Source organism: Streptomyces sp. TOM-9 (genome assembly GCF_056858595.1).
This window is the reverse complement of the sequence record NZ_JBXEQB010000001.1, coordinates 258989-272030: the sequence shown is the minus strand read 5'-3', so window position 1 is coordinate 272030 and position 13042 is coordinate 258989. Positions and strand designations below refer to the sequence as shown.

General features: G+C 72.9%; 11 protein-coding genes. 5 read left to right on the top strand and 6 right to left on the bottom strand.

Going from position 1 to position 13042, the window contains the following annotated elements:
• Positions 1 to 126 precede the first annotated feature (126 nt).
• The 3 genes from AC1VWI_RS01255 to AC1VWI_RS01245 are packed head-to-tail and all read left to right on the top strand — an operon-like array spanning position 127 to position 3949.
• Entirely contained in the window at positions 127 to 795 is a 669-nt protein-coding gene (locus AC1VWI_RS01255; protein ID WP_499508992.1) for an OsmC family protein, read from the top strand.
• Positions 792 to 1265, top strand: a complete 474-nt coding sequence (locus AC1VWI_RS01250; protein WP_499508991.1) for a CBS domain-containing protein — start codon at positions 792 to 794, stop codon at positions 1263 to 1265. Before AC1VWI_RS01255 ends, AC1VWI_RS01250 begins: the two co-directional genes overlap by 4 nt.
• Positions 1262 to 3949: a cation-translocating P-type ATPase gene (locus AC1VWI_RS01245; RefSeq protein WP_499508990.1), complete on the top strand. Its 2688-nt coding sequence runs from the start codon at positions 1262 to 1264 to the stop codon at positions 3947 to 3949. The genes AC1VWI_RS01250 and AC1VWI_RS01245 overlap by 4 nt, the downstream gene beginning before the upstream one ends.
• On the opposite strand, the gene AC1VWI_RS01240 is transcribed toward AC1VWI_RS01245, so the two are convergent.
• From AC1VWI_RS01240 to AC1VWI_RS01230, 3 genes are read right to left on the bottom strand one after another with little or no spacing between them, the layout of a single operon-like run.
• Positions 3930 to 4697, bottom strand: a complete 768-nt coding sequence (locus AC1VWI_RS01240; protein WP_499508989.1) for an FAD:protein FMN transferase — start codon at positions 4695 to 4697, stop codon at positions 3930 to 3932. The genes AC1VWI_RS01245 and AC1VWI_RS01240 overlap by 20 nt on opposite strands.
• On the bottom strand, positions 4690 to 5133 hold the full coding sequence (locus tag AC1VWI_RS01235; protein ID WP_499508988.1) for an FMN-binding protein: 444 nt from the start codon (positions 5131 to 5133) through the stop codon (positions 4690 to 4692). Before AC1VWI_RS01235 ends, AC1VWI_RS01240 begins: the two co-directional genes overlap by 8 nt.
• A 13-nt stretch (positions 5134 to 5146) precedes the next feature.
• Positions 5147 to 6508 carry a ferredoxin reductase family protein gene (locus tag AC1VWI_RS01230; protein WP_499508987.1) on the bottom strand — a complete coding sequence of 454 codons (1362 nt, stop codon included), beginning with the start codon at positions 6506 to 6508 and terminating at the stop codon, positions 5147 to 5149.
• A 156-nt stretch (positions 6509 to 6664) separates the two neighbouring features.
• Here AC1VWI_RS01230 and AC1VWI_RS01225 point away from each other — a divergent pair, with 156 nt between their 5' ends.
• Together AC1VWI_RS01225 and AC1VWI_RS01220 are read left to right on the top strand one after the other, a co-directional pair.
• Complete coding sequence (locus tag AC1VWI_RS01225) at positions 6665 to 7402, top strand: response regulator transcription factor (RefSeq protein ID WP_499508986.1); 738 nt, start codon at positions 6665 to 6667, stop codon at positions 7400 to 7402.
• Positions 7399 to 8832 (top strand): sensor histidine kinase, encoded by a 1434-nt coding sequence (locus AC1VWI_RS01220; protein WP_499508985.1) that lies wholly within the window; start codon positions 7399 to 7401, stop codon positions 8830 to 8832. The genes AC1VWI_RS01225 and AC1VWI_RS01220 overlap by 4 nt, the downstream gene beginning before the upstream one ends.
• Positions 8833 to 8860: 28 nt before the next feature.
• Here AC1VWI_RS01220 and AC1VWI_RS01215 read toward each other — a convergent pair whose 3' ends face one another.
• The 3 genes from AC1VWI_RS01215 to AC1VWI_RS01205 are packed head-to-tail and all read right to left on the bottom strand — an operon-like array spanning position 8861 to position 12998.
• Positions 8861 to 9517, bottom strand: coding sequence for a potassium channel family protein (locus AC1VWI_RS01215; protein WP_499508984.1), 657 nt, complete (start codon positions 9515 to 9517; stop codon positions 8861 to 8863).
• A complete protein-coding gene (locus AC1VWI_RS01210; RefSeq protein WP_499508983.1) occupies positions 9514 to 10173 on the bottom strand; it encodes an NAD-binding protein in 660 nt (219 codons plus the stop codon). Before AC1VWI_RS01210 ends, AC1VWI_RS01215 begins: the two co-directional genes overlap by 4 nt.
• Positions 10170 to 12998, bottom strand: coding sequence for a cation-translocating P-type ATPase (locus AC1VWI_RS01205; RefSeq protein WP_499508982.1), 2829 nt, complete (start codon positions 12996 to 12998; stop codon positions 10170 to 10172). Before AC1VWI_RS01205 ends, AC1VWI_RS01210 begins: the two co-directional genes overlap by 4 nt.
• Positions 12999 to 13042: the final 44 nt, after the last annotated feature.

Here is a 13042-nt window from a genome sequence, read left to right as displayed (position 1 = left end):
GGGACGCGCCGGTAACCGCCGCCATTGGGCCACCCGGCCCCGTGGACGGGCCCAACGCCCCCTGCCGTCGTACAGAGCCGCGGCGGTCTGCTGGACGAAGGGAAAGCCCGACCGAGGGAGGCTGACATGCTGCGAGACCGGCAGTTCACCCGCCCGGGCCCGATGCGTACCCGAAGCGGCTGCGAGATCTCCGTGTCCCGAGTCGATCCCGTCGAGCGCCCTGTCGGGACGGGGCGGATCGGCCTTGACGTTGCACGGTCGTCCTGCGACCAATGGCGCGGCCGGGCGGGCCTCACCCCTGCCGAGGCCCGCCACCTGGCCGCGATGCTGACGGCCCAGGCCCGCGCCGTCGAGCGGGAAGCCCTGCGCGACGCGGATGACCGGGGCGACCTTCCCGTGGAGGTACGCCGGGTGGAAGGCGATCACTACGCCACCGTCGTACGCGGGCACCGGATCGACACCGACCAGCCGCTCGGCGGCCCGGGGACGGACCGGGGACCCACCCCGGTAGAGCTGTTCGTGGCGTCCCTCGCGTCATGCGTCGCCCATTACGCCGGGCGCTACCTGGACCGGCACCACCTGCCGGGCGATGAACTGCGGGTCGGCGCCCGCTTCACCAAGGCACCCGGCGCGCGGATCAGTGCGGTCGCCCTTCGGCTGACGGTCCCCCCTCTGCCGCCCGAACGCGCCGCCGGACTGCTGGCCGTGGCGCGGCACTGCACGATCCACAACACCTTGTCGGCACCACCCGAGGTGACCTTCGACCTCACCACCGCCGTCGGGAGCGCACCGTGAAGGTCTCCGAGTTCATGAACGCGCCCGTCGTCACCGTGCAGCCCGGCACCCCGGCGCGGCAGGCCGCCCTGCGGATGGAGGACGCCGGGGTCGGATCGGTACTGGTCGCTCGCGCGGATCGCCTGCTGGGTATCGTCACCGACCGTGATCTGGTCGTACGCTGCCTGGCGCAGGGTGGCGACCCGGACATGCCGGTGTCCGAACTGATGTCGGCCCCCGTGACCACGCTGGACGTCACCGACGACCTCGCGGACGCCTACCGGACGTTCCGCCGCTGCGGCGTGCGGCGCCTGCCCGTGCTGGACGGGCACCGGCTCGCAGGGTTGCTCACCGTCGACGATCTCTTCCTCGACCTCTTCCAGCACCTGGCCGATCTCCTGGGACCCGTGGCCTGGACGGTACTGAAGGAACCGCCCGAGGACGGCACGGCAGGGCTGGTGGCGTCCGGACCCCCGGCCTGGCCGGGGTGATCGCACCACCGCGACCGGGGAAGCGCCGACGGCGGAGAGGTGATCCCGTGGGACCCGCAATCCACCACGACACGGCTGTGGCCCAAAAAGGGCTCTCACAGGAAGATGCGGAACGACGACTCGCCCGCTACGGCGGGAACGAGGTGGCTCCGCGCCCGCCGACCCCGCTGTGGCGCCGCGTGGCACAGCAGATGAAGGACCCGCTGATCCTGGTCCTGGTCGTGGCCGCCGTCCTCACCCTCGCCACGGGCGACTTCCCGGACGCCTGCGTCATCTTGCTCGTCATCACCGTCAACACGGCCGTCGGCGTGGCGCAGGAGGTCCGTGCCGAACAGGCTGTCGCCGCACTGACGGCTCTCAGCGCACCCGCCGCCCGTGTGGTCCGCGACGGTGAGGAGCGTCGGGTGCCGGCGGTGGAGGTGGTGCCGGGCGACGTGGTGCTGCTGGGGGAGGGTGACATCGTTCCCGCGGACGGCGAGGTGACGGAGGCCGCGGCGCTACTGGTGGACGAGTCGTCGATCACGGGCGAGTCCGTTCCGGTGGACAAGGACGCCGGTGGCTCGACGGCGTCGGGCACTGTCGTCGTCCGCGGCCGGGGCACGGTCGTCGTGACCGCGACGGGAGCCGCGAGCGCGACCGGCCGCATCGCCTCGCTTTTGGGTACGGCGCCCGCGCTGACCCCGCTGCAGCGCAGGCTCGCCGGTTTCGGACGGGTCCTCGCCGCCGTCACCGTGGTGCTGTGCGCCGTGGTGCTGACCATCGGGCTGCTGCGAGGGCAGCCGGTGGAGCTGATGGTCGTGGCGGCGATCAGCCTGGCCGTCGCGGCCGTACCCGAGTCCCTGCCCGCCGTCGTGACGCTCGGGCTGGCCCTCGGCGCCCGGCGGATGGCCGCCCGGAACGCCATCGTGCGCCACCTGCCGGCGGTGGAGACGCTGGGTTCCGTCACCGTCCTCGCCACGGACAAGACCGGCACCCTCACCGAGGGCCGCATGGTCGCCGAACGGTTCTGGACCCCTGAGGGCGAGGCCGAGGCTCGTGGCAAGGGCTACGAACCGGCGGGGAGCCTGGTGCGGGACGGCCGGGCCGTCACCCCCGACGATGCGCCTGATCTGGCCCGACTGCTGCGCGCCGCCGTACTGTGCAACGACGCCGGGCTGGAGCCCTCGGCCGGCGCGGACGGTGCGACGACCTGGCATGCCCTGGGCGACCCCACCGAGGCTGCCCTCCTCGTCGCCGCGGCACGGCTGGGCCTGGACCGCGAGGCACTCCTACGGGAGCTGCCACGCGTGGACGAGGTTCCGTTCGACAGCGGCCGCAAACGCATGACCACCGTTCACCGTGGACCAGTCGACGGTTGCCTCGTGGTGTCCAAGGGCGCACCGGAGGTCATGCTGCGGGCCGAAGTCCTCGACGACGCGCTTCCCGTGCTCGCTGCGGCCGCCGGTCGTGCAGAGGAGTTGGCGCGCCAGGGGTACCGTGTGCTCGCCGTGGCGGCTGCCGACCACGGCCCGCGGTCCTCGACCGGCGCCCCTGGCGACTGGGAGTCCGTCGGGCTGTCGCTGCTCGGTCTCGTCGCCGTCCTCGACCCGCCACGGCCCACCGCCGCGGGAACCGCGGCAGCCTGCCGCACCGCCGGGGTCGTCCCCGTCATGATCACCGGGGACCATCCGCTGACCGCGGGCGCCGTCGCGGGTCGCCTCGGCATTCTCGACGGCAGCCGCGTGACCACCGGAGACCGGATCGACCACGGCCTCGTGGGCGATCCCACCGGCACCCGGGTGTACGCCCGTACCACCCCCGAGCAGAAACTCGACATCGTCCAGGCATGGCGCCGCAGCGGTCACGTCGTCGCCATGACCGGCGACGGCGTCAACGACGGCCCGGCTCTGCACCACGCCGACATCGGAGTCGCCATGGGACGCCGCGGCACAGAGGTGGCACGGCAGGCCGCCGATCTCGTCCTGGCCGACGACGACCTGGGCACAGTGGTCTCCGCCGTGGAGGAGGGCCGCCGGGTCTACGCCAACGTCCGCCGCTTCCTGCTCTACGCCCTGTGCGGGGGCATGGCCGAGATCCTGGTCATGCTCCTCGGCCCCTTCCTGGGCATGCCACTGCCGCTGCTCCCGGCCCAGATCCTGTGGATCAACCTGCTCACCCACGGCCTTCCCGGGGTGGCACTGGGCGCCGAGCCGGCCGACCCTGCGGTCATGCGCCGGCCGCCCCGCCCGCCGGGCGAAAGCGTACTCGGCGCCGGGCTGTGGCCGCGGATCCTGCTGATGGGCTGCTTCGTCACCGTCCTCACGCTGCTCACGGGCATGTGGGCGCACGACACCGGGCGTCCGTGGCAGAGCATGGTCTTCCTCGTCCTCGGGGCCACCCAGCTCGGAATCGCCCTGGCATCCCGGGCCCGCCACGGCAGTTGGGCCAACCCCTTCCTGCTGGTCGCCGTCGCGACAGCCCTCGCCCTGCAGATCGCGGGCGTCTGTCTGCCCCTGCTGCGCGCGCTGCTGGGCACGGAACCGCTCTCGGCCGGAGACCTCGGCATCGCGTGCGGTCTGTCGGCCCTCGGCTACCTGGCGATGCGCCTGCAGGCACGGCTCTTTCCCGCGTCGTCGACGGACCCGCGGAGGCCGTCGGGCGCGCGTGGGTCCGCGTGGTCGCCGCTCAGGCGACGTGGGCGCTGAATCCCGGCGTTCGCCAGGTTCGGCCGTCGGGCAGGATGGCCAGCGCCTCGTACCCGTCCAGCCCCTCCAGCCAGGCGCGGGATCCGCTGCCACGTGCGAAGGCCGCGGTGGCGTAGGCGTCGGTCATCGTCAGGCCCGGCCCGATGAGGGTGATGGACGCCAGGGCGGTGGCGGGGGTGCCGCCGTGCGGGTCGAGGATGTGGGCGCCGCGTTCCGCGGTGCCCGAGGTCGCGATGGCCAGGTCGCCGCTCGCGGACACGACGGCGGCCGGCGCTCCTGGGTGAAGCGGGTCGGCAATGCCGATGCGCCAAGGTGTGCCCGGGGCCGCCTGGCCCCGGAGGCGGACGTCGCCGCCCCCGTTCACGCAGGTGTGGTGTGCCCCGGCCTCGTGGAGCATCCGGGAGGCGTTCTCGGTGGCCCACCCCTTGACGAGACCCGAGGGGTCGAGGGTGCAGCCGGCCGTGATGCTGAACCAGCCGTCCGTCTCGTGGGTCGCCCGGGCGCACAGCTCCAGCACGTCGCGCACCTCGCCCGGACAGTCATCGAGGCCGATCTCGCCGCGGCCGAGCCTGCTGACGGCGCTGTCGGGCCGGTACGTGGAGAACACGGCGTCCACGGTGTGCAGATGGCGGACGGCACGGTCGAGGGCATCGCGGACGGCGCAGGTGGCCCGGTCCCGGACGTCGAAGGAGAAGACGGTGCCCATCACGTGTTCGACGTGGTGCAGTCCGCGGGCGGGGTCACGCACGGGCCTGGTCCAGAGCGCTCTGCAGGGACCGGACGTAGCCCTGGCTGGTGTAGCTCGCCCCGGACACGGCGTCGATGCGGGCGCTCTGGGCGCCGAGGGCCTCCTGCGTCAGGCGGGGCAGGGCGTAGGCGGCGATCTGCCGGTCCCTGCCGTTCTCGTCCGGCGCCTGGAGGACCCGGACGGCGGTGATCCTTCCGTCGGCGAGCGTGGCCGCCACCTGCACCGTCCCGTAGGGGGTGTCGACGGGCGCACCGGTGAAGGTGCCGTTGGCGGCGCCGTGGCCGCCAGGGGACGCCTGCTCCGACCGCTGGGGCGTGGGCGAGGCAGCCGAGGGATCCGGACCGCCTGCCACGACGGACGGCTGGTGGGGTTTGAGGAAGAGCATCCCGGCGATGAGGGCACTGGTCCCGGTGGTGGTGAGCACGGCGCGACGCATGCGGTGGTTCTCCTCAGAACGCGAACGACTCGTGGTGGATGCGGCGGGCGGGCACTCCCGCCTCGCGCAAGGCCCGCACCGCGGCTTCCGTCATGGGCGGCGGGCCGCAGAGGTAGACGTCGTGACCGGCCAGTCCGGGGACGAGGGCGGACAGTGCCTGCGCGGTCAGGGGGGAGTGGTAGCGAGCGGGGTCGTCCACCACGTAGTGGACCGTGGCGCCGCGCCTGTGCGCTATCGCGTCGAGTTCGCCGCGCAGGGCGAGGTCTTCCGGACGGCGTGCCCGGTAGACGAGGGTCACCGGGCCGGGCAGGGTCTCGAAGAGAGTCCGCAGCGGGGTGATGCCGACACCTCCCGCCAGCAGGAGGACCTTCGACGCGGTGCGACGGTCCGCGGTGAACGCGCCGTAGGGGCCTTCCGCCCACACGCGGGTGCCCGGGGTCAGCCGGGCCAGGGCGCCGCTGTGGCCGCCCGCGGACTTCACGGTGATGCGCAGGTGCCGAGGGTGGGCCGGGGCGGACAGGGAGTACGGGTTGGCGGTCCACCACAGCCCGCGGGTGAGGAAGCGCCAGCGCAGGAACTGTCCCGGCGCACCCGCCAGCTCGTCCAGGTGCTCACCGGTGAGGTGGACGGACACGATCCCGGGTGCCTCCGGGTGGACGGCGACGACCGTGAGCCCGTGGCGGAGGCCGCGCCGGAGCGGGACGGCGAATCGGTACCAGGCGACCAGGACGGCGGCGCCGAGGTAGAGGGCGTACCAGGCGGTCTGGGCTGCCCGGTTCCCGACGAAGTCCGCTCCGTTGGACAGCTGGTGCCCGAAGGCGAGGAAGACCGCGAGGTAGGTGGCGAAGTGCAGGTAGTGCCAGGTCTCGTAGCTCATCTTCCGGCGGGCCGCACGCGCGGAGACCGCACCCGTGGCGACGAACAGCAGGAATCCGGCGGTGCCCTTGAGGAGGTCCGGATAGTCCAGGACGAATGTCGTGGTCTGTCCCACGAATGAGGCGTGCGAGGCGGCGGCGTAACCCCAGATGATCAGCAGCGTGTGGGCCAGGGCCAGGGAGACGGTGCAGCGTCCGCCCCAGGCGTGCCAGCGGGCGAGCCGGTCGGTTCCGACACTGTGGTCGAGGAGGGGCGCGCGAGCCATCAGCACGAGCAGGACCGCGCAGGCGTATCCGGCGAGGAGGCCCGTGATGCGGCCCGCACCGGTCAGCCACCCCGCCGGACCGACGACGGAGGTGGTGTCGGACCACCACAAGGCCAGCACTCCCGCGGCGCCCGCCCAGATCGCGAGCGGCGCGAGCACCGGGACGAGGCTGCGGCGCGGCCGCCGGTGGCGCAGTCCGCGACCGGCGTGGGCGGTGGTGGAGGTGGCGGCCATGAGGCTCCCAGGAGCGTGATCGTCGTCGGGCGCCCCCAGCATCGGCATCGAACCTCTGCGTTTCCTCTGATCCGGGCAGCTCAGCGGGAACTCAGAGGAGACGCAGAGGTTTCCGGGGCCGCCGTGGCGACGTGTGCGAGGGATGCTGTACTCACCATGGAAGAGAACGGCACACCACCCCCCGGCATGCACCGTCCCGACGGGAGCCCGGTGCGCATCCTGGTCGTCGACGACGAGCCCGATGTCACCGACGTGCTCTCCGCCGCTCTTGCCGGAGAGGGCTGCCGGGTACGGACGGCCGCAGACGGGGCGTCCGCGCTCGCGACCGCCCGCGACTTCCGCCCCGACGCGGTCGTCCTGGACTGGATGCTGCCCGACGTCGACGGCCTGCACGTCCTGCGCGAGCTGCGGCGCGACGCCGACCGCGTGTGCGTGCTGTTCCTGACGGCTCGCGACGCGGTCGAGGACCGCGTCGCCGGCATCACGGCGGGCGGCGACGACTACGTGACCAAGCCGTACAGCCTGGAGGAGGTCATCGCGCGGCTGCGCGGTCTGCTCCGCAGGGCTGGGATGACCGCCGCCACCGACCTGGACCGGCTGGTCGTCGGTGACCTCACGATGGACGAGGAGGCCCGGGAGGTCCGCCGTGGCGGGACCCTGATCGAGCTGTCCCGGACGGAGTTCGAGCTGCTGCGGTTCCTCATGCGCAACCCGCGCCGGGTGCTGTCCAAGAGCCAGATCCTCGACCGGGTCTGGGCGTACGACTTCGGCGGCCAGGCCCATGTCGTCGAGCTCTACATCAGTTATCTCCGCAAGAAGATCGACGCGGGACGTTCCCCGATGATCCACACGGTCCGCGGCGTCGGATACGTCCTGAGGTCCGAGGCCCCATGAGACGACTCCCTCCCCGCACCCTGCGGGGTCAGCTCACCGCCGGGCTCCTCGTCCTGCTGGCGGTGGCGTGTGCGGCCGTGGGCGTCACCACCGTCCTCGCGCTCAAGGGATTCCTGCTGGGACGACTGGACGAGCAGTTGACGGCGACCGGGGGGCGCTTCGCGGCCAGTCTGGAGCACGAGAGGACGCCCGACGCGGACAACCGCCCCGACACCAGGGGGCAGGCCGACGCGACCTTCGGCGCCCGACTCCTCGGCGGCGACGTCACCCATGCCGCCGTGGTCGACGACGCGGCCGACCGCCCCCTGGCGCTCTCCGCCGGAGACCGACGCGCCCTGGGAGGTGTCCCGGTCGACGGGAGGGGGCACAGCATCCGCATCGCCTCGCTCGGCGCCTACCGCGTCACGGCGGTACGCGGCGACGACGGCGACGTCCTGCTCACCGGACTTCCGCTGCACCCCGTCGAAGCGACGCTGCACCGCCTCGAAGCCGTGGAGGCCGTGGTCTTCGGCGCGGCCCTCCTCGCCACCGGAGTCGCGGGGACGTTGTGGGTACGGGTGAGCCTGCGACCCCTGCACCAGGTCACCGAGCACGCGTCCGGTGTCGCACGCCTGCCCCTGGCCACCGGCGAGGTCGCCATGCCGCGGCCCCTGCCGGACACCGACCCCCGCACCGAGGTCGGCCAGGTCGCCGCCGCGCTCAACCACATGCTCGGGCACGTGGAGGACGCCCTGGTCCGGCGTCAGGCCGGCGAGGAGCGACTCCGCCACTTCGCCGCCGACGCCAGCCACGAACTGCGGACCCCCGTCGCGAACATCAGGGGCCACGCCGAACTCGCCCTTCGCCATCGGGGCCCTGTCCCCGCCGAGATCCGCCACGCCCTCGATCGCATCCAGTCCGAGTCGCAGCGCATGACGCACCTCGTCGACGACCTCCTGCTCCTGGCCCGTCTCGATGCGGGTCGCCCACTCGAGCACGAGGAGGTCGACCTGACCCGGCTTGTCCTCGACGCCGTCGACGACGCCCGCGCCGCGGGACCGGGCCACCGCTGGTTCCTGGACCTTCCCGAGGAGCCCGTCGTGGTGTCCGGAGACGGCCATCGTCTACAGCAGGCCCTCGGGAACCTCCTGGCCAACGCCCGCACGCACACTCCGGCCGGTACGGAAGTGACGGTTGCCCTCTCCTCGGACGCGGACGGCGCACGTCTCACCGTCAGCGACGACGGGCCCGGGATCCCGGCGGAACTCCAGCCCGAGGTCTTCACCCGCTTCGTCCGTGCCGACCAGGCCCGTTCGCGGAGCACGGGCAGTACCGGCCTCGGACTCGCGATCGTCCACGCGATCGTCACCGCCCACCACGGTGCCGTCGAGGTCACCAGCCGCCCCGGGCACACCGAGTTCCGGGTGTCGCTCCCCGCTCGCTCCGGCTGACCACGTGCCGGCCGACGAGCCGCCCGTCTCACTGGACGGCCGCGTGAATCTCCTGTTCGGTCGCGGAGTGGGAGACCACGAGCAGTTCGTCGCCGGGCCGCAGCACCATCTGCGGCGTCGGCACGGTGGGCCGGCCCTCGCGGACCACGGTGGCGATCACGCTGCCCTCCGGCAGGACCACCTCGGCCAGCGGGCGGCCGGCGGCCCGGGACGCGGCGCTGATGGCGGTCTCGATGACGTTGACCCCTGCCTTGCTCAGCCGCAGCAGGGCCACGGTGTCGGTGGCTCCCGTGGCCTCCTCGATCAGCGAGATCAGCGGCGTGGCGGCGGGCACCGCGCTGTCCACCCCCCACGTGCCGTCGAACAGCCAGGCGTTCTCCTCGTCGTTGACGCGGGCGGCCACGCGCGGGACGCCGAAGTGGCGTTTGGCCAGGAGGCTGACGATGAGGTTGTCCTCGTCCTCCCCGGTGGTGGCGATGACCAGATCGGCGTTGAGCGCGCCCGCGTGTTCGAGCAGGTCCGGGTCGCACGCGTCGCCGGTCAGCATCCGGACGGCGAGTCGCGGGCCGAGTTCGGCGGCGCGTGCCTCGTCCCGTTCGAGGACGGTCACGTCGTACCGTGCGGCGGCGAGCACTTGGGCTATCTGGGCGCCGAGCCGTCCGGCGCCCGCCACGATCGCTCTCATGTCCCGAGCTCCTTGTCGAGGAAACCGCGCAGGCGACCGAGGGCCGTGGTGGCGACGGTGAAGGTGACCACGTCCCCGGGCTCGGCCAGCGTGTGGCGAGAGGGAACGAGCGAGTGCCCGCCGCGGGTGACCTCCGCGACACGGATCTCGCCGTCGACCTCGAACACCGACAGTGGGCGGCCGGTGAGGTAGTCGGGCAGGCTGGAACGGACGAGCAGTGTCTCGCCGTCGCCGAACCCCAGTTCCGGCGCGAGGTGCCGGTGCAGCAGAAGGCGGTGCAGGCGGTCGACGGTCCAGCTGACGCTGCTGATGGTGCGGATGCCCAGGCCCCGGTGGACCTCGGCCCTGCGCGGGTCGTCGACCCTGGCAAGGACGACGGGCACCCGGTACGTCTGCCTCGCCACTCGCGCGGTGACGATGTTGCCGTTGTCCCGGCCGGTCACCGCCAGCAGCGCGTCGGCGTGTCCGACGCCCGCCGCGTCCAGCACCGCGCGGCTGTAGCCGTTGCCCTCGAGGAAGTGCCCGGCGAAACCCTCACGAAGGGCTTTCCGGGCCTGCGGACGACGGTCGACCACCCAGATGTCGTGGCCCTCGGCGGTGAGGCGCAGGGCCAGCGCGGAACCAACCCGCCCGCAGCCCACGATGATCACCTTCATGCCCCCGCCCCTTCCCGTCGCCCCGCGCCAGGCAGTGGCCGGAAACGCCGCAGCCACCACTTGCGCAGTTCCTCGGCGGCCAGCGGCAGTGCGCCGAACGCGGCGAGCACGGCCCAGTCGGCGGCGTCCAGCGGCGCGGTGTGGAACACGGCCTGCAGGAAGGGCAGATAGGAGATCGCCGCCATAGTGGCGACCCCCAGCAATCCCGCGGCGATGAGCGCGGGGTTGGACCACAGGCCGATGCGGAAGACGCTCTCGCGGTCGGTGCGCACCGCCTGGGCGTTGAAGAACTGGCTGACGACGATGCCCGCCTGGACCATGGTGATCGCCTCCCGGTAGACCGGGTTGCCGGCGGTGAAGTCCGCGTAGGGGACGCCCGCGGAGTTGACGTGCCAGAAGAACACCGCGCACACCCCCAGCGCCTGGATGCTGCCGAGGAACAGGAAGCGGCGGACCACTGCCGCGGAGAACAGCGGTTCGCGCCGGGAACGCGGCGGTCGGTCCATCACATCCGGCTCGGGGGGCTCGGCGCCGAGCGCGAGCGCGGGCAGCACGTCCGATCCCAGGTCGATGGCGAGGATCTGCACGGCGGTGATCGGCACGAGCGGGAACCCCACGAAGGTCGCGACGAGGATCGGGACCAGCTCGGCGACGTTGTGGCTGAACAGGTAGACCAGGAACTTGCGGATGTTGCGGTAGACCGAGCGGCCCAGACGGACGGCCGCCGCGATCGACGCGAAGGAGTCGTCCAGCAGCACCATCTCGGCGGCCTCGCGGGCCACGTCGGTGCCCCCGGCTCCCATGGCCACCCCGATGTCGGCGTGTTTGAGCGCGGGAGCGTCGTTGGCGCCGTCCCCGGTGACCGCCACCACGTGGCCGGTCCCCTGCAGGGATGCGACAGCCCGCATCTTGTGCTCGGGGCTGACCCGGCACAGCAGCAGCTCGGCAGGGCGCCCCAGCAGTTCGCGCAGTGCCTCGCTGTCCATGGAGTCCAGGTCCGCGCCCGTCACCACCAAGGGTGCCGCCCCGCGGACGATCCCCACCCGCCGCGCGACCGCCTCGGCGGTCAGCGGATGGTCGCCGGTGACCATCACGACGCGGATCCCCGCCCGACGGCACGCCGTGACGGCGTCGGTGACCTCCGGGCGCGGCGGATCCTGCATGCCGGCCAGCCCCAGGAACACCAGGTGGGACTCGGCTTCCTCCTGTGATCCTGACGGCTGCCCGGGCGGCAGCGTCCGCTGTGCCACCCCCAGTACCCGCAGTCCTTGCGCGGCCATCGCGTCGTTCGCCTCGGTGATCGCTTCCCGTGCCCGGGCGGTCAGCGGCTCGGGCCCCGACTCGCCGACGGCATGCGTGCAGCGCGCGAGCAGTTCCTGCGCCGCACCCTTCACGCAGATCTGGCTGCCGCCGTCCGGGAGCGCGTTCACCGTGCTCATGACTTTGCGGTCGGAGTCGAAGGGGAACTCCGTCACCCGCGGTGTGCGCTGCTCCTCGCGGGCGGTGTCCACTCCGGCCTTGGCGGCCGCCACGAGCAGGGCGCCTTCCGTGGTGTCGCCCAGGATGCGCGTACCGCCCCGCTCACCCGGGGGCAACAGGCGTGCGTCGCAGCACAGGGCGGCCACCCGCAGGAGTTCCCGTACCGGTCCGGGATCGGTGACCGTGCCGACGGGCTCGTATCCGACGCCGGACACCTCGTGCCAGGCCCCGCGTGCCCACAGCCGGGTCACGGTCATCTCGGCCTGGGTGAGGGTGCCGGTCTTGTCGGTGCAGATCACCGTCGTCGACCCGAGCGCCTCCACCGCCAGCAGCTTCTTCACCAGCGCGTTGCGCCGGGCCATCCGCCGCACGCCGATGGCCAGCGACACCGACAACGTCGCCGGGAGTCCCTCCGGGACCAGGGCGACCATGACGCCGAGTGCGAAGACGAACGAGGCCACCACCGGCTGCCCCGACGGGATCCGGATCGCGAACAGCAGGGCTCCGATGACCAGGGCCGCCAGCGCGACCCGCCGGGCCATCGCCGCGACCTGGACCTGCAACGGGGTCCGCTGACGGGGCGCCCGTGCCGTCAACCGGAAGATCCGGCCGAACTCGGTCGCCGCGCCGGTCGCGAAGACAACGGCCTTGCCCGAGCCGGCCACCACGTCGTTTCCCATGAACAGGCAGTCACGCGCCTGCAGCAGCGGGCCGGCCGGTACCGCCTCCGCGGTCCGCCGCACGGGCTCGCTCTCCCCGGTGAGTGCGGCGTTGTTCAGCTCGACCGCCCGTGCCTCGACGAGCCGGCAGTCGGCGGGTACCGCATCGCCCGCCTCCAGGACCAGCAGATCACCCGGCACGAGTTCCCGTACGGGCAGCGGCGCCCGCTCCCCGTCGCGCAGCACGGTGCACGTGTGCGGCACCATCGCCTGAAGTGACTCGGCGGTGCGTTCGGCCGAGTACTCCTGGGCGAAGCCGATCACGGCGTTGAGCAGCACCACCGCGGCGATGGCGAAGGCGAGCTGGAGGGTCCCTTCGTCGCGGGGCTCCTGCAGTCCGTACGCGAGGAACGTGATGGCGGAGGCGACCAGCAGCACTACTGCGAACAGATCGGTGAACTGGGACAGCAGCCGCGGCCACAGACCCCGCCCGGCTGCTGCGGGCAACTCGTTGGAGCCGTGACGTGACAGGCGCGCTGCGGCCTCGGCGGGGGTGAGACCGCGCGGCGAGCTGCCCAGTGTCGTGAACACCTGCTCCGGGGGCAGGCAGGGCACGTCCGCCGGGTCGACGTCGTGGGCGCCCGGGGCAAGCTGAGGCCGCCGGGGGACGACGGGGGCGGATTTCATCCGGGCCCGCCCCCGGGAAGACCGCCGGGACCGGCGGGAGGCGG